This window comes from Nguyenibacter sp. L1 (assembly GCF_035199985.1).
Lineage (GTDB): Bacteria > Pseudomonadota > Alphaproteobacteria > Acetobacterales > Acetobacteraceae > Gluconacetobacter > Gluconacetobacter vanlangensis.
Map to the genome: position 1 here is coordinate 1,950,732 of NZ_CP127015.1, position 20,730 is coordinate 1,971,461.

18 protein-coding genes are annotated in these 20,730 nt (G+C 65.7%); 17 read left to right on the top strand and 1 reads right to left on the bottom strand.

The window, feature by feature from the left end; all coding sequences use genetic code 11:
- The first annotated feature begins 61 nt into the window (after positions 1 to 61).
- Both QN315_RS08785 and QN315_RS08790 read left to right on the top strand, forming a co-directional pair.
- The gene (locus tag QN315_RS08785; protein ID WP_323993054.1) at positions 62 to 1,336 is read left to right on the top strand and encodes an MFS transporter; all 1,275 of its coding nucleotides are present in this window, start codon (positions 62 to 64) and stop codon (positions 1,334 to 1,336) included.
- 116 nt (positions 1,337 to 1,452) lie between these two features.
- Positions 1,453 to 1,938, top strand: coding sequence for a nuclear transport factor 2 family protein (locus QN315_RS08790; RefSeq protein WP_323993057.1), 486 nt, complete (start codon positions 1,453 to 1,455; stop codon positions 1,936 to 1,938).
- Here QN315_RS08790 and QN315_RS08795 read toward each other — a convergent pair.
- Entirely contained in the window at positions 1,908 to 2,996 is a 1,089-nt protein-coding gene (locus QN315_RS08795; protein WP_323993060.1) for an acyltransferase, read from the bottom strand. The two genes, QN315_RS08790 and QN315_RS08795, sit on opposite strands and share 31 nt — an antisense overlap.
- Before the next feature lie 714 nt (positions 2,997 to 3,710).
- On the opposite strand from QN315_RS08795, the gene QN315_RS08800 reads away from it, so the two are divergent.
- The 15 genes from QN315_RS08800 (at position 3,711) to fliF (ending at position 20,722) form a co-directional block, all read left to right on the top strand.
- Positions 3,711 to 5,108, top strand: coding sequence for a cytochrome ubiquinol oxidase subunit I (locus tag QN315_RS08800; RefSeq protein WP_323993063.1), 1,398 nt, complete (start codon positions 3,711 to 3,713; stop codon positions 5,106 to 5,108).
- Between the two features lie 24 nt (positions 5,109 to 5,132).
- Complete coding sequence (cydB, locus tag QN315_RS08805) at positions 5,133 to 6,140, top strand: cytochrome d ubiquinol oxidase subunit II (RefSeq protein ID WP_176639400.1); 1,008 nt, start codon at positions 5,133 to 5,135, stop codon at positions 6,138 to 6,140.
- A gap of 10 nt (positions 6,141 to 6,150) precedes the next feature.
- The gene (locus QN315_RS08810) at positions 6,151 to 6,300 is read left to right on the top strand and encodes a DUF2474 domain-containing protein (RefSeq protein WP_323993066.1); all 150 of its coding nucleotides are present in this window, start codon (positions 6,151 to 6,153) and stop codon (positions 6,298 to 6,300) included.
- 403 nt (positions 6,301 to 6,703) lie between these two features.
- Positions 6,704 to 7,774, top strand: a complete 1,071-nt coding sequence (xylF, locus tag QN315_RS08815) for a D-xylose ABC transporter substrate-binding protein (protein WP_323993069.1) — start codon at positions 6,704 to 6,706, stop codon at positions 7,772 to 7,774.
- Between the two features lie 153 nt (positions 7,775 to 7,927).
- Positions 7,928 to 9,466 carry a xylose ABC transporter ATP-binding protein gene (locus QN315_RS08820; protein ID WP_323993072.1) on the top strand — a complete coding sequence of 513 codons (1,539 nt, stop codon included), beginning with the start codon at positions 7,928 to 7,930 and terminating at the stop codon, positions 9,464 to 9,466.
- 64 nt (positions 9,467 to 9,530) lie between these two features.
- Positions 9,531 to 10,745, top strand: a complete 1,215-nt coding sequence (locus QN315_RS08825) for a sugar ABC transporter permease (RefSeq protein WP_323993075.1) — start codon at positions 9,531 to 9,533, stop codon at positions 10,743 to 10,745.
- A 100-nt stretch (positions 10,746 to 10,845) separates the two neighbouring features.
- Complete coding sequence (locus QN315_RS08830; protein ID WP_323993077.1) at positions 10,846 to 12,303, top strand: hypothetical protein; 1,458 nt, start codon at positions 10,846 to 10,848, stop codon at positions 12,301 to 12,303.
- A 48-nt stretch (positions 12,304 to 12,351) separates the two neighbouring features.
- The gene (locus tag QN315_RS08835; RefSeq protein WP_323993079.1) at positions 12,352 to 12,747 is read left to right on the top strand and encodes an MmcQ/YjbR family DNA-binding protein; all 396 of its coding nucleotides are present in this window, start codon (positions 12,352 to 12,354) and stop codon (positions 12,745 to 12,747) included.
- A 165-nt stretch (positions 12,748 to 12,912) separates the two neighbouring features.
- Positions 12,913 to 13,698 (top strand): flagellar basal-body rod protein FlgG, encoded by a 786-nt coding sequence (gene flgG / locus QN315_RS08840; protein WP_176639549.1) that lies wholly within the window; start codon positions 12,913 to 12,915, stop codon positions 13,696 to 13,698.
- Position 13,699: 1 nt separating this feature from the next.
- A complete protein-coding gene (gene flgA, locus QN315_RS08845) occupies positions 13,700 to 14,722 on the top strand; it encodes a flagellar basal body P-ring formation chaperone FlgA (RefSeq protein ID WP_323993082.1) in 1,023 nt (340 codons plus the stop codon).
- A 28-nt stretch (positions 14,723 to 14,750) separates the two neighbouring features.
- A complete protein-coding gene (gene flgH / locus QN315_RS08850; protein ID WP_246285459.1) occupies positions 14,751 to 15,488 on the top strand; it encodes a flagellar basal body L-ring protein FlgH in 738 nt (245 codons plus the stop codon).
- Between the two features lie 123 nt (positions 15,489 to 15,611).
- The gene (locus QN315_RS08855; protein ID WP_323993084.1) at positions 15,612 to 17,090 is read left to right on the top strand and encodes a tetratricopeptide repeat-containing glycosyltransferase family protein; all 1,479 of its coding nucleotides are present in this window, start codon (positions 15,612 to 15,614) and stop codon (positions 17,088 to 17,090) included.
- 356 nt (positions 17,091 to 17,446) lie between these two features.
- Complete coding sequence (locus QN315_RS08860; RefSeq protein WP_323993086.1) at positions 17,447 to 18,373, top strand: hypothetical protein; 927 nt, start codon at positions 17,447 to 17,449, stop codon at positions 18,371 to 18,373.
- 93 nt (positions 18,374 to 18,466) lie between these two features.
- The gene (locus QN315_RS08865) at positions 18,467 to 18,802 is read left to right on the top strand and encodes a hypothetical protein (RefSeq protein WP_323993087.1); all 336 of its coding nucleotides are present in this window, start codon (positions 18,467 to 18,469) and stop codon (positions 18,800 to 18,802) included.
- A 270-nt stretch (positions 18,803 to 19,072) separates the two neighbouring features.
- A complete protein-coding gene (gene fliF, locus QN315_RS08870; protein WP_323993089.1) occupies positions 19,073 to 20,722 on the top strand; it encodes a flagellar basal-body MS-ring/collar protein FliF in 1,650 nt (549 codons plus the stop codon).
- Positions 20,723 to 20,730: the final 8 nt, after the last annotated feature.

Below are 20,730 nucleotides of genomic sequence, written 5' to 3' on the forward strand. Positions count from 1 at the left end.
ACCACATCGCGATCTGCACTAGAAGAAAAAACAGCGAAAAATCCGAGGATCAGCGGCCGTCATGACTCCCCTGCCCCCGACCGGCGCCATACCCGCGCGCAGCGCGCGCGAGGCGCGCCATGTGGCGATCGCCTGCTTCCTGGGCTGGATGCTGGATGCCTGCGATTTCTTCGTGGTGCTGTTCACGCTGGACAATGTGGCGCGCAGCTATGCGGCGTCGATCGAGGCGGTGCTGCTGGCGCCGACATTGACCCTGATCAGCCGGCCGGTGGGGGCGTATCTGTTCGGCCGCGCCGCGGACCGGTACGGGCGGCGGCCGATCCTGATCGCGGCGATCCTGTCCTATTCGCTGGTCGAGCTGCTGTCGGCGCTGGCACCGACGCTGGGGCTGTTCCTGTTCCTGCGGCTGCTGTTCGGCGTGGCGCTGGGCGGCGAATGGGGGGTCGGGACCGCGCTGACCATGGAGAGCGTGCCGCCGCGCTGGCGCGGCATGACCTCGGGCCTGCTGCAGGCGGGGTATCCGGCCGGCTACCTGCTGGCGTCGCTGCTGTTCCTGCTGCTGCCGGTGCTGGGCTGGCGCGGGTTGTTCGTCCTGAGTGCGTCCAGCGGGCTGTCGGCCATCTATATCGTGCTGTTCGTCAAGGAAAGTCCGGAATGGCTGGCGCGGCACCGCGTGGCGGCGGGCGGCCCCGGGCGGAACCGGGGGCCGGCCGGGGCGCCGATCCTGCCGGTGCTGAAGCGGCATCGGGCGCTGGTGCTGTATGCGGTGTGCCTGATGACGGCGTTCAATGTCTTCAGCCACGGGTCGCAGGACCTGTATCCCAAGATCTTCCTGGCGTTGCAGAGGCATCTGCCGCATCCGACCGTCACGCTGATCGTGGTGCTGTACAATCTGGCGGCGATCGCGGGGGGGCTGTGCTTCGGCATGCTGTCCGAACGGATCGGGCGGCGGCGGGCGATCGCTCTGGCCGCGCTGCTGGCGCTGCCGCTGCTGCCGCTGTGGGCGCTGCCGGAATCGGCGGCCTGGATCGCGGTGGGGGCGATGCTGATCCAGTTCTGCATCCAGGGGGCATGGGGCGTGGTGCCGGCCTATCTGAACGAATTGTCGCCCGCGGACATCCGCGCGACCTTCCCCGGCGTGGCCTATCAATGCGGCAACCTGCTGGCGGCCGGTTCCAGCCTGATCCAGAATGGTATCGCGGCGCGGATGGGCGGCAACCTGGCGCCGGCGCTGATGCTGGTGGTGGGGAGCGCCGGCGGGGCGATCGTCCTGCTGACCATGCTGGCCGGCGGCGCGCATCGTTCGCAACTGGGTGCGCAGCCGGCGGAGCGGTGAGCCGGCAGGGCGAACGCACGCGGGGCGGCGGAGCCGGGGTTCGACCCGCCGGCCGGACAATGGCCGCCGGACAATGACAGCGCCAAATATGCGGCGCTTTTCGGGAGATGGACAGGATGACCGACGCGATGGGCGCAGTGCGCCCGCCTTTGCCGCCCTTCAGCCGCGAGAGTGCGGCGCAGAAGGTGCGCGCGGCCGAAGATGCCTGGAATTCCCGCGATCCGGAGCGGGTCGCGCTGGCCTATACCCCCGACAGCCAATGGCGCAACCGGTCGGAATTCATTCGCGGACGCGCGGCGATCGTCGCGTTTCTGGCACGCAAATGGCAGGACGAGGCCGAATATCGGCTGATCAAGGAGTTATGGGCCTGGAGCGGCGATCGGATCGCCGTGCGCTTTGCCTATGAATGGCGGAATGGGGCCGGGTCGTGGTTTCGGTCCTATGGGAACGAGAATTGGGAATTCGATGCGGCCGGACTGATGCGGCAGCGCCATGCGAGCATCAACGACCTGCCGATTTCCCCCGAAGCGCGCCTGTTCCATTGGGCGCGCAGCGGACCGCGGCCGGCGGATCATCCCGGCCTGTCGGAACTGGGCCTGTAGGATGGAGCCGCCAGGATGGAGCCGGAGGGCGGGAGGGGGCGGACCAGTCGCCGCAGATAATGCCGCACCGTCAGGTCCAGCGCGTTCAGGCGCAGGGACAGCAGGAACAGCCCGATCAGCATGGCGACGCAATCCCACAAGGGGATCGTGGCGAGCGAGATGCCGAACCCCTTGTTGATGACCGAGGCGATGCATTGCAGGATCGGTTCGTGCACGGTGTAGACCGCGTAGGACGCGGCCCCCAGCGCCTTGAACACGGGCAGGCTGGGGCCGGAGGGCTGTACCGATCCGCTGAGCCAGATGATCAGCGGGAACAGCAGGAACACGGCCAGAAGATCGGCCGCGCCATGCGGCAGAGGGGCCATGTCGGCCACCAATCCGACCACCAGGATGGTCATCGGAACCCAGGCGCTGAACCCGATGGGGCGCAGACGCGCGCGCCAGAGGAGAATCCCGAGGAAAAACGAGAATCCGACCCGTGCCACGGCGATGGGTGCGCCGCCCCAGGTGAAGCCGGCGTTGAGGGAGCCCGTGATCCACGCGGCGGCGACCAGGCCGAGCGCGCAGCAGCCGATCAGTCCGGCCAGGGCCTGATTGCTGAGGCGTCGCCAGGTGGCGGCCATGAGGGTGTTGACGAGCAATTCGTAAAAGAGAGACCAAGCCGGCAGATTCAAGGGATAGAGTTCCCCCTGGCTGCCAGACCAGGGAAAATAGACGAGCGCCAGCGGAAACGAAAACAGGGCCGAGACAGGCGCGTGGTGGCAGAGCACCTTGACCGTGGTTGCAGCGGCGCCGATCGACAACCCCAGCGTGTAGAGCGGCCAGAGACGCAATGCGCGTTCGCGCAGGAAGGCTGAAATCGGCAATCCGGCCTCGAGCCGTGCCGCATAGGCCTCGGCCAGAACGAAACCGCTGAGGCCGAAGAACAGGTCCACGGCGAGATAGGCGCCCGGAGGGTACCAGGCATGGGGAAAAATCATGCCCATGTGCAGGAGAACGACGGCCGCCGCCGCGAGACCGCGCAGGCCGTCAATAGTATGAAACAGGCGTTTCTCCATTCCAATTGGCCCTTTATCTTTAATTTTCGAAACGAAAATCGATGGTCTGGACAAATCTGTTCTGAGAGAGAACGGTCAGGACCGTCTGCAAGACGCCGGAGGCGCGATGCTCGGCACCGCCAGGCCGGACCTGGCGCGAAAAGGCAGACGTGCGAGGGCTGGGAACGCCCCGGATGTGTGTCTGTGTTAGGAGGATTCTACCGACTGATTCAAGGAAATATCGGCCGGTCCGTGTTTTTGTCCCGCGCGGCCGGGAGCGCCCGGTTTTGTGACAGGCAGCGGGAGCCGGCTCGGGCCACGGCGCGGCCGCCCGGGCAGGGATCGCGGAGCGGATGGGGGTCGCGGAGACCGGAGGGAAGCCAAGAGGAGCGCCGGGCGTGCCGCGCCGTGGCCCCGCGGCCGAGGGAGGGGCGGGCTGCTGCCAGCCACGCCGCATGAGAGGATGGGGGCCGGGTTCGAGTCCGGATGAGCCGTCCGGATGGACCATGGCGAATTCCGTCGCCTCGCTGGACATCGTAGAATTTTATCTTTATTTATAAATTGGTTACGCACGATACCCGAGCGACGCGGCGCCTTGCGAGCGCGCGGTCGGGCGCGAAAGAATGTCGGGTTTCGGACATTTCATTCAAATTTTCGTGTTCAGAGGGCTGTCTTCCGCTGCCGCGTTGTGGAAGAGATAGGTCCAGTTCTTAGCATCTGCATGGGAGCGGATTCATGCACGCGCTCGATCCACTGACGCTTGCCCGCATACAGTTCGGTTTTACCGTTTCATTCCACATCCTGTTTCCGGCGATCACCATCGGGCTGGCCAGCTACCTGGCCGTGCTGGAGGGGTTGTGGCTGTGGCGGGGCAATGCGGTCTTCAAGGACCTGTACCATTTCTGGTCCAAGCTGTTCGCCGTGAATTTCGCCATGGGCGTGGTGTCCGGCCTGGTCATGTCCTATGAGTTCGGGACCAACTGGAGCTATTTCTCCAGCTATGCCGGCGGCGTCACGGGGCCGCTTCTGACCTATGAGGTCCTGACGGCCTTCTTCCTGGAGGCGGGGTTCCTGGGGGTCATGCTGTTCGGCTGGGACAAGGTCGGGCGGGGGCTGCATTTCTTCTCGACCGTCATGGTGGCGATCGGCACGCTGATTTCCGCGACCTGGATCCTGGCCTCGAACAGCTGGATGCAGACGCCGCAGGGCTATCGCATCGCGGATGGGCGGATCGTACCGGCGGACTGGCTGCAGATCATCTTCAACCCGTCCTTCCCGTACCGGCTGGCGCATATGGGTATCGCGGCCTTCCTGGCCACGGCGCTGTTCGTCGGCGCGGTGGCGGCGTGGCACCTGCTGCGCGGGCGGGACGATGCGCGCATCCGCACCATGATGTCGATGGCGATGTGGATGGTGCTGGTGGTGGCGCCGATCCAGATCCTGGTCGGCGACCTGCATGGCCGCAACACGCTGGAATACCAGCCGGCGAAGGTGGCGGCGATCGAGGGCCACTGGGAGAACCCGCCCGGCGAGAGCGTGCCGCTGATCCTGTTCGGCATTCCGGACATGAAGAGCGAGACCACGCGCTATGCCATCGAGATCCCGCATGTGGGCAGCGTGATCCTGACCCATAGCTGGAGCGGCACGATTCCGGGGCTGAAGGACTTCAAGCCCGAAGACCGGCCGAATGCCACGGTGATCTTCTGGACCTTCCGCGTGATGGTGGGGCTGGGCATGCTGATGCTGCTGCTGGGCGTGGTGGCGCTGGTGCTGCGCTGGGCGGGCAGGCTGTACAGCAACCGGCTGTTCCTGCGCGCCTGCCTGGTGATGGGGCCATCGGGCCTGGTCGCGCTGCTGGCCGGCTGGCTGACGACCGAGATCGGCCGCCAGCCCTGGGTGGTCTATGGCGTGATGCGCACGGCGGACGCGGTGTCGGCCCATTCGGCGATGACGCTGAGCCTGAGCCTGCTGATCTTCGTCGTGCTGTATTGCACGGTGTTCGGCACGGGCATCGGCTATCTGCTGAAGCTGGCCGCGCACGGGCCGGACGAGCACACCGTCACCCCGGTGGGCGACGAGCTGGACAAGCGCCCGGCCCGCCCGCTGTCGGCGGCGACCGAATCGTTGAACTGAACCCCTGAGCGACGGAACAAGGCAATGGGTATCGATCTTCCGCTGATCTGGGTCGTCATCATCGCGTTCGGCCTGATGATGTACGTCATCATGGACGGGTTCGACCTGGGTATCGGCATCCTGTCCCCCTTCGTCCATGACCGAGAGGACCGTGACCTGATGGTCAATACGGTGGCACCGGTCTGGGACGGCAACGAGACCTGGCTGGTGCTGGGCGGGGCGGCGCTGTACGGCGCGTTCCCGCTGGCCTATTCGCTGCTGCTGAGCGCGCTGTACCTGCCGCTGATCCTGATGCTGGCCGGGCTGATCTGCCGCGGGGTGGCGTTTGAATTCCGCTTCAAGGCCGATGCGGCGCACCGGCCGTTCTGGGACAAGATGTTCGCGGTGTCGTCCTATGGCGCGACCTTCTTCCAGGGCGTGTCGCTGGGGGCGTTCATCGACGGCTTCCATGTCAGCGGTCCGTCCTATCTGGGCGGGGCGTTCGACTGGCTGTCGCCGTTCAGCGTGTTCACCGGGCTGGGGCTGATCGTGGCCTATGCGCTGCTGGGCGCCACCTGGCTGACGATGAAGACGGCGGGCGACCTGCAGGCGCGGATGATCGCGTGCGCGCGGTGGGTGACGCTGGCGCTGCTGGCGGTCATCGCCATCGTCAGCCTGTGGACGCCGCTGAGCCATCCGGCGATCGCCGCGCGCTGGTTCTCGCTGCCCAACCTGTATTATTTCGCGCCGGTGCCGGTGCTGATCCTGGCGGTCGGCGCGCTGATGCTGCGCCTGCTGCGCGGCACGCCGAATGCCGGGCCGTTCCTGCTGACGCTGGTGCTGCTGTTCCTGGGCTATAGCGGGCTGGCGATCAGCCTGTGGCCGAACATCATCCCGCCGGGCGTGTCCTTCCGCGCCGCCGCCAGCCCGCCGGAGAGCATGGGCTTCGCCCTGGTCGGCACGCTGTTCATCATCCCGGTCATCCTGACCTATACCGCGTGGGCCTATCACGTGTTCCGCGGCAAGGTGACGTCGAACGAAGGCTATCATTGAGGCGCCGGCCGTGACGCGGACGGACGGGATCGCGCTGCGCCGGCCCTGGATGAAGCGGCTGGGATGGCTGGTGGCGATCTGGGGCGCCAGCGTGCTGGCCCTGGGCGTGCTGGCGACGCTGATGCACCTGCTGATGGCCGCCGCCGGCATGGTGGGCTGAGCGCCGGCGGACAGGCGGAATTTTCTATACCCGGCCGGGCGGCATGCCCGGCCGTTTTTTTTGCGCTGACGGCGGAGAGGCGCCGGAGATCGCGGCCGGGCCGTGAAGAGCGCGTGCAAGACGCCAATCGAAAAACATGCCGGCCGAACCGATGCGCCCACCCTGGTGCAGTCCCCTGGTGCAGTGCGGTCCGTCCAAGGCGAAACCGGCCACAACGTGTGGTCGCGGCAAATATTTCCCGGCACCTATTCCAGCGTCTATTCAAGATAAAATGAAGAAAATGCCGGTGGTCGTGCATTGCGGCGCGGGCGGCGACGTGCTGACCTGCCAATGTCGGCGACAAGACCGAACTCAGAAGCCGGGCCATGGCGGACCACCGCCGGGCGGCGCGAGGAGAAGAAGAGTGTTTCTGTGCAAGTTTCCGCGCACGGCGCCCCCGGGGAATTCCCTTGGGCATACCGGCGTATCGCGGCGGGTCGTCCTGGGCTGTGCGCTCGCATTCGGACTGGCCGCCGCCGGTTCCCATCCGGCCCACGCATCGGCGCAGCATCCGAAGATCGGGTTTTCGATCGACGATCTGCGCGTGGAACGCTGGGCGCATGACCGCGATTATTTCGTGGCGGCCGCCAAGGCGCTGGGCGCGACCGTGAACGTGCAGTCGGCGGATGCCAGCGAAAGCCGCCAGAACGCGCAGATCGAGAACCTGATCGCGCGCGGCATGGACGTGATCGTCATCGTGCCGTTCAACAGCAAGGTCCTGACCAATACGATCGCCGAGGCGAAGCAGGCGGGCATCAAGGTGATTTCGTATGATCGCCTGATCCTGGACAGCGACATCGATGCCTATGTGTCGTTCGACAATGTGCGCGTGGGCGAGATGCAGGCCCAGGGCGTGGTCGATGCCGCGCCGCGCGGCAATTATTATCTGCTGGGCGGAGCGCCGACGGACAACAACGCCAAGCTGCTGCGCCAAGGCCAGATGACGGTGCTGCAGCCGCTGGTGGAGGCGGGAAAGATCAAGATCGTGGGTGCGCAATGGGTACCCGAATGGAGCGCCACCGCCGCGCTGTCGATCACGGAAAACGCGCTGACGGCCAACAACAACAACATCCAGGGCATCGTGGCGTCGAATGACGGCCTGGCCGGCGGGGCGATCCAGGCGCTGGCGGCGCAGGGGCTGGCAGGCAAGACGGCGGTGTGCGGCCAGGACGCGGACCTGGCCGCCGTGCAGCGTATCGTCAAGGGCACGCAGACCATGACGGTGTACAAGCCGATCAAGCTGATCGCCTCGACCGCCGCCAAGCTGGCGGTACAGTTGGCCAAGGGTGAAAAACCGGCCTTCACCACCAAGATGAATAACGGGACGAAGGATGTCGACACGGTCCTGCTGACCCCGATCGCGCTGAGCCGGGCCAATGTCGACCAGGTGGTCAAGGACGGGTACTACACCCAGGCCCAGATCAACGCGCAATAGGGCGTTATCCGATCGGATAACGTGCTGTTAAAACAATGAGCTGGAGCCGTATCCGGGAACGGATGCGGCTCTGGCCGGCACCCGGGACGGATGGGCGCGGGGCCGGAGCCGTCCGGCCCTTCCCTGGCCGGTCCCGCCGGGGAAAGGACGACGATGTCCGAGTATCTTCTGGAAATGCGGAATATCACCAAGGATTTTTCCGGGGTGAAGGCGCTGGACGGCATCGATCTGCGCGTCCGCCCCGGCGAATGCGTCGGGCTGTGCGGCGAGAACGGCGCCGGGAAATCGACGATGATGAAGGTGCTGTCCGCCGTCTATCCCTATGGCACCTGGGGCGGCACCATCCTGTGGCAGGGGGCCGAGCTGCGCGCGGCCTCCATCCGCGAGACGGAGGAGGCCGGGATCGTCATCATTCACCAGGAGCTGATGCTGGTTCCGCAACTTTCGGTCGCCGAGAACATCTTTCTGGGCCGCGAGCCGCGCACGGCGGCCGGCCTGATCGATTTCGACCGCATGAACCTGGAAGCGGCGCGGCTGCTGTCGGACCTGCGGATGGGGCATATCAATGTCGTCCTGCCCGTGTCGTCCTATGCGGGGGGCGAGCAGCAACTGATCGAGATTGCCAAGGCGCTGAGCAAGAAGGCGAAGCTGCTGATCCTGGACGAGCCGACCTCGTCCCTGACCAAGGCCGAGACCGCCATCCTGCTGCGGCTGGTCAAGGACCTGAAGGCGCGCGGCACGGCCTGCGTCTATATCTCGCACAAGCTGGAGGAAATCCAGGAGATTGCCGATACGGTCACGGTGATTCGCGACGGGCGGTTCGTGGGCGCGGCGCCGATCGGCGACCTGACGATCGGCGACATCATCCGCATGATGGTCGGGCGGGACATGGGCAACCTGTTCCCGCGCGAGGCGCACCCGATCGGCGACGTCGTGCTGGAAGCGATCGGCATGACGTGCCTCGACCTGAACAATCCGCTGCGCAAGCGGGTGGACAACGTATCGTTCGCGCTGCGGCGGGGCGAGATCCTGGGCATTGCGGGGCTGGTCGGCGCGGGGCGCACGGAACTGGTCAGCGCGCTGTTCGGGGCCTATCCCGGGCAGTATTCGGGCGAGATCCGGCTGGACGGCGCAAAACTGCGTATCCGCTCGCCGCGCGAGGCGGTGCGGCACGGCATCTGCATGGTGCCCGAGGACCGCAAGCTGCAGGGCATCGTGCCGGGCCTGGGGGTGGGATACAACATCACCCTGTCGGTGCTGGAGGATTTCGCCCATGCCGGGCTGATCGACGAGCACCGGGAATTCGCGGACATCCGCACCGCCATCGACAGGCTGCGGATCAAGACCGCGAGTCCGCTGCTGGCCATTTCCAATCTTTCGGGCGGCAACCAGCAGAAGGCGGTCATTTCCAAGATGCTGGAACCCAGGCCCAGGGTCCTGATCCTGGACGAGCCGACGCGCGGCGTGGATGTCGGCGCGAAATACGAGATCTACAAGCTGATGTTCGCCCTGGTGAAGGAGGGGATGTCGATCATCATGGTCTCGTCCGAACTGCCCGAGATCCTGGGCATCAGCGACCGCGTCCTGGTCATCGGCGAGGGCGAGCTGCGGGGCGATTTCATCAATGACGAGACGCTGACGCAGGAGCGCATCCTGACGGCGGCCATAACGCCCGTGCGCCAGGCGGCCTGAGCCCTGTCCGGGCCGGAGCCGACAACGAGACCCTATTGAAACGACCTTGCGGAATTTCGGGACCATGACCCAAGCGCCGACCATCGAGCCCCCCCTGCCCCATCCTGCGACCGGCTCCGCCCGGGCCGCGCGGGGGATGCTGCGCGCCGAACATGTCAAGGGATTGTTCGCGCGCTACAAGATCCTGGCGCTGCTGGTGGCGATCGCCATCATCTGGGCCTTCTTCGCCTGGCAGACGGACGGGGATTTCCTGACCGCGCGCAATCTGTCGAACCTGCTGCGGCAGATGGCGATTACCGGCATGCTGGCCAGCGGCATGGTCTTCGTGATCATCTCGGGCGAGATCGACCTGTCAGTCGGCTCGATGCTGGGATTGCTGGGCGGGCTGGCGGCGATCCTGGACAACCAGTACCACCTGCCGCTTTACGTCACGGTGCCGGCGGTGCTGCTGCTGGGCGCGCTGCTGGGCGCGTTCAACGGCTATTGGGTGGCCTATCTGCGGATTCCGTCCTTCATCGTGACCCTGGCGGGATTGCTGGCCTGGCGCGGCGTGCTGCTGGGCACCACGGGCGGGGTGACGATCGCGCCGATCTCGCCCGGGTTCGTCGCCATCGCGCAGAGCTATCTGCCGCGCTATGCCAGCTATGGGCTGGGGATCGTGGTCTTCGCGACGCTGGCCGTCTCGGTGCTGCGCAACCGCGCCAAGCGCGCGGAATACGGGCTGCCGGTCCCGTCGATGGTGCTGGATGCGGCCCGGCTGGCGGGCTATGCGGTGGCGATCGCGGCCTTCTTCGGGATTCTGGATGCCTATCGCGGCGTGCCGCTGCCGGTGCTGATGGTGCTGATCCTGCTGGGCGTCTTTACGCTGATGGCGCGGCGCAGCGTGTTCGGCCGCCGCATCTATGCGATCGGCGGCAATCTGGAAGCGACGAGGCTGTCGGGCATCAATGTCCAACTGGTCAAGCTGTGCGTCTTCGCGCTGATGGGGGCGATGGCCGCGCTGGCGGGCATTGCCACCACGGCCCGGCTGGCGGCCGGCTCGCCCTCGGCCGGGTCGCTGCAGGAGCTGGACGCCATCGCCTCGTGCATCATCGGCGGCACGTCGATGCGCGGCGGGGCGGGCACCGTGTTCGGGGCGCTGATCGGCGCGCTGATCATGGCCACGCTGGATAACGGCATGTCCATGCAGGGCGTGGACACGTACTGGCAGATGATCGTCAAGGGCGTCATCCTGCTGCTGGCGGTTTGGCTGGACGTGGCGACCACGCCCAAGCGGTAGCGGGCCGACCGAAGAGGGCTTCCCCCGACCGGCGCCGATCTGGCAGGGTTTCCCTTTGTGACCGGCATCCGGAGTGGGCGGTGCGCGCCTTGGGAACCCTATGAGACGAATCGATGGCGGGACGCGCTCCCACCGGTTCCTTGGGCATCCTCCTGGCCTGGGCGTGATCGCCGTGGCCCAGGGGGCCTGGTATTTCACACGCTATGGCGCCCAGTCGATCATGGTCCTGTACCTGGCGCATGTCCTGTTCAATGCCGCGGCGCATCCGGTCGTGCTGGGAGGCACGGGATTGCGGCACCTGCTGGGGTGGGAGATCGGCGCCGGCCAGGGAAGCCAGGTGGGGGGGCAGGCGCTGGCCGCGGCGCTGATCGGCACGCTGGCCTTCGCCGCGATGCCGGTCCAGATCCTGGGCGGGCTGCTGGCGGACCGCGTGCTGGGACGGCGCTGGGGGACGGCGCTGGGCCTGGCGTGCCTGACCGTGGCGCCGCTGCTCTGGAGCTTCGATTTCAGCTTCGTGCTCGGGCTGCCGTTCTCGGTGTGCGGGCTGGCGCTGGCCAACACGCTGAACGCGCAGGTGGGCGATCTCTACCGGCCCGGGGACGAGCGCCTGGCCGATGCGTTTCAATTGCTGGCCCTGGTGCAGGATGCCGCGGTGGTGCTGGGGCCGCTGGTATGCGGCGGCGCGGCCGCCTGGGCGGGTTATCACGCCGGCTTCGCGGTCGCCGCCGTGGTGATGGGCACCGGCACGCTGACCTATCTGCTGGGGTGGGCCAGCCTGCCCCGGCCGGCGGGCGACGACGCGCGCACGGCCAGGCCGGGACCGGGGCCGGGACCGGGGCCGGGGCCGGGGCCGGGGCCGGGAGCGAACGCGGAAACGGAAACGAACTGGCGCCTGCTGGCGATCCTGGCGGGTCTTGTCCCGGTGCTGGCGCTGGCCCAGGTCGGCAACGAGCAGGTCTATGACACCTATATCCTGTGGGGCGAGCAGCATTATGCCCGCACGCTGTTCGGCCTGACGATGCCGGCGAGCTGGCTGCTGTCGCTGGATGCCGGGATCAGCCTTGCGACGCAGATTGCCGGGCTGGCGTTCTGGCGCGCCTATGAACGCCGCTTCGCGGCGCCCGGCGAAATCGACCAGGTGGCGATGTTCAGCGTGATCGCGGCGCTGGCCCCGCTGGTGCTGGCGCTGGCGGCGGCGCGGTCGCCCCATGGCCCGACGATCAGCCTGCTGTGGGGCATCCTGTTCCATACGATCAACGATTTCGCCATGTCGGCCGTGATGCCCATCGGCATGGCCCTGTATGTGCGGGTGTCGCCGGCCGGGCTGAAGGGAACGATCGTCGCCGGCTTTGCGCTGATCGCGCGCCTGTCCGACGTCATCGCGGGGCGGCTGGGCGCGATGCTGCCCGATCTGGGATCGACCCGGTTCTGGCTGGCGCATGCGGCGCTGATCGCCGTCGCGGCGTGTCTGCTGATTTTGGCCGCGCGCCTGTTCAGGGCGGAACTGGCCCCGGCGGAGGGGACGCGGCGGACCGCTGCCCAGATAATCGAAGTCTGATAATCGAAGTCTGATGGCCGAAGCCCGATGGCCGGGGCGTGAGGGGGCATGGTGACGGTAGACGATTTCAATGCATTCTGCCGCGCGCTGCCCGCGACCACCTATGTGATGCAATGGGGCGGCGCGCATGTCTGGAAGGTCGGCGGCAAGGTCTTTGCGATCGGCAGCGTGGACGGCGCGCGGCTGATGGTCACCTTCAAGGCCGGCGAGCTGTTCTATGAGATCCTGCGGGAGCGCCCCGGACTGCGTCCGGCGCCCTATCTGGCCTCACGCGGGCTGAAATGGATCCAGCATTTCGCGGCGCCGGGCCCAGGCAGCGACGGACTGGGTGATGACGGGCCGGGCGATGACGAGCTGCGCGACCATATCCGCCGATCCCACCGGATGGTCGCGCAGGGCCTGTCGAAGAAGGCGCGGGCCGAGCTCGGCCTGGGCGCCGCGTAGCGGGCGGCCCGCCAGAAAGGGCCTTGCCACGGCGGCGACATGGTTTTACCTGTGAGGAATTGGTTATGATCTGCCAAACCATGGCATCATCGAATGCCATGACCGGCACCTGTCTTGTGTGGCGTTGGCCCGTGCCGCAAGACACAAGGAGGATTGTCTTCCATGATGCGCTCTCTTGATATCGCCGCCACGGGCATGCAGGCCCAGACGACGAACGTCGAGACGATTTCCAACAACATCGCCAACATGACCACGACCGGCTACAAGCGCCGCCGGGCCGAATTTCAGGACCTGATCTATCAGGATCTCCGGCGGGCCGGCACCATGAGTTCCGACACGGGCGACCTTGTCCCGGCGGGCGCGCAGATCGGCCTTGGCGTCCGCACGGCCGGGATCTACCGGATCAACGAACAGGGCTCGCTGGAGCAGACCGGCAATTCGCTCGACATGGCGATCGAGGGATCCGGCTATTTCCGGGTGACCTTGCCGTCGGGCGAATATGCCTATACGCGCGACGGCACGTTCTCGCTGTCGCAGGATGGTACCATCGTGACGGCGGACGGCTACCCGCTTGCGCCCAATATCAGCCTGCCGAGCAACGCCGAGAACATCACCATCGATCAGACCGGCCAGGTTCAGTACACGATATCCGGCCAGACGACCTCGCAGGTCGCGGGACAGATCCAGCTTGCCACCTTCCAGAACGAGAACGGCCTGGCGGCCATGGGGCAGAACCTCTTTACGGAGACGACCTCGTCGGGCACCGCGAATCTCGGCACGCCCCAGAGCCAGGGATACGGATCGGTCCAGCAGGGCTTCATCGAGGAATCCGCCGTCAACGTGGTGACAGAGATCACCGATCTGATCACCGCGCAGCGCGCTTATGAAATGAACAGCCAGGTCATCACGGCCTCCGACCAGATGCTTCAGACATTGACGAACCTGAAATAGCATGTCGGCGCGGGCGGCAATCGCGGGCGTGATCGCGGCCGGCTTCGTGATGGCACATCCCGCGCATGGCGGGGCCGCGACATTGCGGAATGCGACGGTCATCGCGTCGGGCACCGTGAGATTGTCGGACCTGTTCGCGGACCTGGAGCCGGGCCAGGACCAGGTGCTGGGCCCCGCCCCCGCGCCCGGCGCAAGCATCCAGGTCGGCGGCGGCCAGTTGATGGCTATCGCCGACCAGTACGGCGTCGACTGGCTCGATCGGTCTCCATCGGCCATGACGACGATCACCCGTGCGGGCCGCATCCTGGACAAAACCTTCTTTTCCGAACTCGTCAGGAAAAACCTGCCAGATATCGGCAGCGGCCCCGTGTCCGTGGCACTTGTCAATTTCCACCCCATCATGGTTGCGCCGGACGATCCGAGGCCGATCGTCCTGTCCGACGTCGACTGGGACCAGCGCAGCGGGTGGTTTTCCGCGACGGCCTATCGCAGCCAGCCCACGGGGGATGCCACGCAGGACTCTTTCCTGCTGACCGGCACGGTGCATGCGGCACGCAGGGTGCTGGTCTTCGCGCACGCATTGCCTGCCGGGGCGGTGCTCTCGGCGGCCGACCTGCAGATGGATGACGCCTATACCGGCCACATCGCGAGCAGGGCCCTCACCGATGCGGGCGACGTGGACGGGATGACCCTGACGCGCGGCGTGGTCGCGGGCGAAGCCGTCCTGGATCAGGACCTGCACAGGACCGTGCTGATGCACAAGGGAGACCCGGTACTGGTCGCCTTTACCGCCCCCGGCGTTCATCTGACGGCGACGGGACGCGTCCTGGACGATGGAGGGGCGGGTCAGTATGTGCGCGCCCTTAACCTGGCGAGCGGCATGATCGTGACGGGCCGTGTGACGAACGCGTCGGAAATCGAGGTCGAGGCGGGGTCGGGTGCGGTGCGCTCCGATCCGGGCGTCCTGCGGCGTCTGACGGCGTCCGCCCGCGACGATGCGCGGGCGACCCTGTCCTTGCGGTAGCCGTTGAATGCGCTGGGATCTTGCACCGATGAGAGCCGCTTTGTCCGGAGTTGCCCTGGTTAGCGCCGCGATGACCGGGCTGCTGTGCCTGTCCGCCTGTTCGGGCCTGTCGGACCTGAGCGAGCAGGGGCATCCGCCGCGCATGACCACGACATCGGACCCGACGCAGGCGCCCGACTATCGCCCCGTCACGATGCCGATGCCGCCACTGCAGCCGCCCCCCACGGAGGTCGGAAGCCTGTGGCGGCCGGGGAGCCGGGCATTCTTCAGGGACCAGCGGGCGTCGCAGGTCGGGGATCTGCTGACGATCAAGGTCGATATCGCCGACAATGCGGCCCTGACCAACGATACGTCGGCGTCCGGCAGCGGGACGGAGACTTTCGGCATTCCCAACCTTTTCGGCTTGCAGGGCAAGGCTTTGTCGAGCGCGACGGCCCTTCATACGAGCAGTACGAATGCCAATACGGCGACCGGCACGATCACGCGGAACGAAACGGTCACGCTCTCCCTGGCCGGAACGATCACGCAGGTCCTTCCGAACGGTAATTTCGTGGTCGTCGCCCGCCAGGAAGTCAGGATCAACGGCGAATTGCGCCAGCTTATGGTCAGCGGTGTCGTCAGGCCGCAGGATATTACGGAGGACAACACCGTGACGCACGACAGAATCGCCGAGGCGCGGATTTCGTACGGCGGCCGTGGACAATTGACCAAGATGCAGATGCCACGGTACGGGCAGCAGATTCTTGATAGCATATTGCCGTTTTGACAGTATTTAAAAATATCCAAAAGACATCCCGGCGCTTGTTTCTTGAACGATTTTTTGGGACGCAGGCCCGGCCGGCCATGACGGGTGGCGGCGCCGCCCCCGGATTATCAGGTTCCGCACGCCATGCCACATGATGCCTTCCCGCCCGCTTCCGGGCCGTCTTCTGGAGCGACGGCACAACGGAGGGCCGATCCGGAAGGGAGCGGAGAGGCGCTGCAACGCGCCGGACGCCTGCAGGAGGCGGAACAGGCCTATCGGGCCGTGCTGGCCGACAATCCGGACGACGCCCGGACCCTGAGCAATTATGGCGGGTTGCTCTGCACCCTCGGCGCGTTTGACGCAGCATATGAATTGCTGGCGCGCGCGGTGGCGCTTGATCCGGCCCTGACGGACGGCTGGTCGAATTTCGGCAATGTCCTGTTACAGACACAGCGTTACGACGAGGCCATTGCCGCCTACAGGAACTGTCTCCAGCGCAATCCCGTCCATCCCCTTGCCCTCAGCAATCTCGGGCTGGCCCTCGATCATCGCGGAGAGCATGAACTGGCCCAGAAATTTCATCAGGTCGCCGTGGCGCTGACGCCCGAGAATGCGCAAACCCGGACGAACCATGCCTTGTCCCTTCTGGCCCAGGGCAAGTATCTTGAAGGTTTCCGGGAATATGAATGGCGTTGGACGACGTTCGATTCGCGTCGTAACGCGATGAGCGCGCCGCTCTGGAATGGTGAAGATTTTCGGGGCCGGACCTTGCTGATCCATACGGAAGGCGGTTTTGGAGACATGATCCAGTTCTCCCGCTTCTTCCCGTGCGCGGCGGAACGGGGCGGCCGGACCCTGATCAGGGCGAGGCGGGAATTGCTGACCCTGTTCCGGCACTCCTTCCCGGACCAGACATTCGTGTCGGAAGAGGATGAGATCCCGCCCCATGATCTGCAATGTCCGGCACTCAGCCTGCCGCGGGCTCTGGGCACGACGTTGACGACCATCCCGTCGGCAGGCGGGTTTCTTCGGGCCGATCCGGATAAAATGTCGTTCTGGCGCGGGTTGCTTCAGGACGACGCCATGAAAGATGGGCGACGGGTGCCGTCGCTGCGCGTCGGTCTTGTCTGGGCGGGAGCGCCGCATCGGGAAATTCGTGCAGCCGAGCTTGCCGACCGGCGCCGTTCGACCGATCTCGCGACATTCGCGCCGCTTGCCGATGCCGCCCCGGATGCCGTGTTCTATAGCCTGCAGCTTGGAGAACGAGCGGGGCAGGCCGGGGAGCCGCCGGCGGGGATGCGTCTGATCGACCATACATCCCTGCTGCGCGATTTCAGCGATACGGCGGCACTGATCGGCACGCTGGACCTGGTGATCAGTGTCGATACATCGACCGCGCACATAGCGGCCGGACTGGGGAAGCCGGTCTGGATGCTTTCGCGTTACGACCAGTGCTGGCGATGGCTGTCGGGCCGCACCGATTCTCCGTGGTACGACAGTTTGCGCCTGTACCAGCAGACCAGACCGCTCGACTGGTCGGACCCCATGCACCGTGTCCGTGCCGATCTATGCGCGCTTGTGGAGACCCGTCCGTCCGTGACCGCCCCCGGCCGGAGCGCGTAGGGCGGCAGTGGCGGGAAGGCGCCTGCCGAAACATGTCGTCGCGGATCGTTCATTCATGGTCGGAATGACAATTATGTCGGATATGCGGCGCCAATGGGGAGATCCTTTGTAAAAACTTGACAGCGGCCCGACTTCACAGCATCAACGGAACGTGACCGAGGGCGGCAGAATCGACGAGGTGATGAGCAAGCCGGTCGCTTTGGAAGCAGGCGCCGCGGGCGGATCATAGAGGCAACGCCGGATGGTCGGTTCATGGCCCGTATCGAGAGGCATGTCCGTGGTCTCCGCCAGGGACGCGATGTGTGAACGCCGGCAGAAACCCGCGAGCGGGCCAGGTTAAGATGCTCATACCCCGCTTGTCATTCGGGAAGCTTGTGCATGTCTCGTCGATCCTGATGACGCTTCTTCTTGCCATGAACATGCATGCGCTTGCCGGACACCTGAAGGATGACGGGGTCGAGGCGGGCGCGCCGGCCGGACAGGCGGCGCCATTGCAGATGGCCGCGGCCAGCACGTCGGATACGATGACGAGCACCTATTCCGCGGCGAGAAATGCCGCGGAAGGCTGGACGTCGGTTCTTTCCTCCGACGGGAACGGCAGGGCGATCGCGCCTGCCGCGCCCGCCCCCGACCGCATGTCGGCAAAGAAGATCGGCATGTCCGATACGGACTGCCCGCGGGGCATCGCCTGCGCGGGAGCCGGGACGGTCGCCACAGGCCGGAGCGGAGAGTCCGACCCGGGGGTCGACAGGGCCGAGACGGATCTCGTCAAGGATATTCTGGCCCGGCGGTCGGACATCGACAGCGAACAGAAGGATCTGGAGGCGCAGAGGCACATCCTCGATGCGGCCAGGTCGGCCCTCGACGCGAAGATGCGCGACCTGGATACGTCCATGGCCGCGCTGGCCGAAAAGCAGGAGGCGCATCGGGAGACCATGTCCGCCGAGACCGACAGGCTGGTGAAGATATACGAGGACATGCCCCCCAAGGAGGCCGCCGCGGTCTTCGACATCATGGATATCCATGTCCTCGTCTCGGTGGCCAACAGGATGACCCCCCGGAAGATCTCGGCCGTCATGGGATATATGATGCCTGAACGCGTGAATCTCGTGTCGCAATACATGGCGGGTGTGCGGAGTTTCCGTTCTTCGCGCCTGCCCTTCGGCGGCGATGGAAGGAGCGGGCCGGCGGCGACGGATATGGGCGCGCCGTCCTGGTGGCTGAAGAGCCCGTCCGGGCAAGGTCCGGCCGATCAGGATCCGCTGAAGCTATCGCGCCAGTAGCCTGCCGGGCGGCCGGACGCCGCATGGCCCGGAACCGCCTGGCCCGAAACTGCATGATCGGGGCACAGTCTTGAGGGACAGGAACTGCCAGCTATGACAATCAGGGGCGGCATCATGGTTTTCCTGATCGCGGGTCTTGCAGGATGCGCGCCGGATTATCTCGTCTCACACATGACGGGGCGCGAATGCAATGCGGGCTACATCCAGGCGGGCGAGGATTGGTGTGCGCCCCCGCAACGACCGCCCGCTCCGCAGCCTTATTGCACCCAGAGCTGGAATGGCGTGGATTGCTGGAGCCGACCGGACCTGATGCCCAACGTCGCGCGCCAGGTGGCGGAAGGTCCGACCGGACTGACCCAGGAGCAGAATGCGAACAGGCTCAACACGACGATCAGGACCGCACCTCCGACGAATGCCTATATTCCTTGAGATTATTCCTTGAGATGACGGGCAGCATGGCCGGATGCCGAACATGGCGCACTGGAGCCGTGTCTCGTTTCCGGATTTTGTTGCGGACTGTGTTTTTGGCCTTCCTGACACGCCGGGTCACGTTATGATGAGGAAATGGCGCTTCCGGACTGCCTTGACGCGCAGGATGACGCGATGGCATGCGAGACGCAGAGATTATCGAATGGTTAACCCGCCGGAGGATTTTGTGGCTTCCTGGTCCAGCGCCGTATCAGCATAGCAGCGTTCCGTATGCAGAATATATTGGCTGGCCTGAAAGGGCTCGGGCGGACGCGGCTTGCGGTGTTGGGAGTCGCGGCGACGATTCTTCTTACGGCTCTGGGCATTTTCGCCTTTCGGAGCGGCGGCCAGCCAATGGCTCTGTTATATGGCGATCTCGACCTGAATGAGGCAGCCCAGATGATCGACGATCTGGGCAAGGCGCATATCGCCTCGACGACCAGCACGGATGGCACGAGCCTCTATGTCCCTCGGGACCAGGTGGCCAGTGCGCGGCTGCTGCTTGCCAAGGATGGCCTGCCCAGCGGCGGCGCCGTCGGGTACGAGCTTTTCGACAAGAGCGGCACCCTGACCAGTACGCAGTTCGAACAGACCATCAACGAAACCAGGGCGATGGAAGGCGAACTTGAACGTTCGATTCGCCTGCTTCACGGGGTGCGCAACGTTCGGGTTCACCTTGTTCTTCCGCATCGCGATCTTTTTTCGACCCAGACCAGCCCGTCGCAGGCCAGTGTGGTGCTTGATATCGGCAGGGCGGGCCGCATGGCGCCGGACGGCATCCAGGCCATTCAGAATCTGGTCGCGGCGGCGGTTCCCGGCCTGCGCCCGCAGAATATTTCCATCGTTGATACGCGCGGCGACGTTCTGGCGAAGCCTGGGGATCCTGACAGCGCGGCGGGCCAGGAATCCGCCCTTGAGAAGTTCCGCTACGCCGAAGAGCAGCGCCTGGCGCAGGCCGCGGAAGACATGCTGGTACCCATCCTGGGGGCGGGCCATGTCCGCGCCCGGGCGGCCGTTACCATGAACACCGACGAAATCCGCGAAACGGATGAAAGCTACGACCCGAACCAGCAGGTCCTGAGATCGCAGCAGACGACGACCGACAAGAGCGCCAATACCGAAGCGAACCCGAATACCTCGGTGGCGAACAATCTGCCGAACGCCAACGCGAACCAGGCCAACAGGACCGGTTCGAGCGACGACCGGGAGGAAGAAACCGACAATTACGAGATCGGCAAGCGGGTCCGCGTCGTCAGCCAGACACGCCCCCGCGTGTCCAGGATCAGCCTGGCCGTCATGGTCGATGGCACGTTCACGAAGGACAAGACCGGAAACCAGGTCTGGAAGCCGCTGGACGATGCCGAGCTGGCCCGGCTTTCGACACTCGTCGAGACGGCAATCGGATATGACAAAAGCCGTGGCGACGCGGTCAATGTCGTTTCCATGCGGTTCATGCCGGATAACGGGGTTGGCCTTCCGGCGGAAAGCAGCAGCCTGTTCAGCCGGGATACGCTTATCTATGTGGCCGAATGGGTCATTCCCATCCTGCTGGCGCTGGGCGCCATCTTCGTCGCGGTCCGGCCCATGCTGTGGCGTGGCAAGGCCAACGCGCCGGCCCTGGAGGCGCGAACCGAGCTGGAGGTCCTGCAGGGCGCACCTGCCGCGACGGCCCGGATCGCGGGCACCGCGTCGCCCGCGGCGCTGGCGCCGGCCCTTGCCGGCGATGACGAAACGGTCAGCATCGACGGGGTCGAAGGGAAGATGCGCATGGTCGCGATTGCGAAAGTGGCGGCCCGTATGGAGGAGAGTCCCCGCGAGACCGTCTTTATCATCCGGAACTGGCTGGCCGCGCCGGATTCCAGGGCGGGAGCCGGAGCGTGACCATGGCC

Excerpts from the sequence above, each read along its gene's own strand:
- QN315_RS08785 (WP_323993054.1), top strand. The coding sequence starts at position 62 with ATGACTCCCCTGCCCCCGACCGGCGCCATACCCGCGCGCAGCGCGCGC.
- QN315_RS08790 (WP_323993057.1), top strand. The coding sequence starts at position 1,453 with ATGACCGACGCGATGGGCGCAGTGCGCCCGCCTTTGCCGCCCTTCAGC.
- QN315_RS08795 (WP_323993060.1), bottom strand. The coding sequence starts at position 2,996 with ATGGAGAAACGCCTGTTTCATACTATTGACGGCCTGCGCGGTCTCGCG.
- QN315_RS08800 (WP_323993063.1), top strand. The coding sequence starts at position 3,711 with ATGCACGCGCTCGATCCACTGACGCTTGCCCGCATACAGTTCGGTTTT.
- cydB (WP_176639400.1), top strand. The coding sequence starts at position 5,133 with ATGGGTATCGATCTTCCGCTGATCTGGGTCGTCATCATCGCGTTCGGC.
- QN315_RS08820 (WP_323993072.1), top strand. The coding sequence starts at position 7,928 with ATGTCCGAGTATCTTCTGGAAATGCGGAATATCACCAAGGATTTTTCC.
- QN315_RS08825 (WP_323993075.1), top strand. The coding sequence starts at position 9,531 with ATGACCCAAGCGCCGACCATCGAGCCCCCCCTGCCCCATCCTGCGACC.
- QN315_RS08830 (WP_323993077.1), top strand. The coding sequence starts at position 10,846 with ATGAGACGAATCGATGGCGGGACGCGCTCCCACCGGTTCCTTGGGCAT.
- QN315_RS08835 (WP_323993079.1), top strand. The coding sequence starts at position 12,352 with ATGGTGACGGTAGACGATTTCAATGCATTCTGCCGCGCGCTGCCCGCG.
- flgG (WP_176639549.1), top strand. The coding sequence starts at position 12,913 with ATGCGCTCTCTTGATATCGCCGCCACGGGCATGCAGGCCCAGACGACG.
- flgA (WP_323993082.1), top strand. The coding sequence starts at position 13,700 with ATGTCGGCGCGGGCGGCAATCGCGGGCGTGATCGCGGCCGGCTTCGTG.
- flgH (WP_246285459.1), top strand. The coding sequence starts at position 14,751 with ATGAGAGCCGCTTTGTCCGGAGTTGCCCTGGTTAGCGCCGCGATGACC.
- QN315_RS08855 (WP_323993084.1), top strand. The coding sequence starts at position 15,612 with ATGCCACATGATGCCTTCCCGCCCGCTTCCGGGCCGTCTTCTGGAGCG.
- QN315_RS08865 (WP_323993087.1), top strand. The coding sequence starts at position 18,467 with ATGACAATCAGGGGCGGCATCATGGTTTTCCTGATCGCGGGTCTTGCA.
- fliF (WP_323993089.1), top strand. The coding sequence starts at position 19,073 with ATGCAGAATATATTGGCTGGCCTGAAAGGGCTCGGGCGGACGCGGCTT.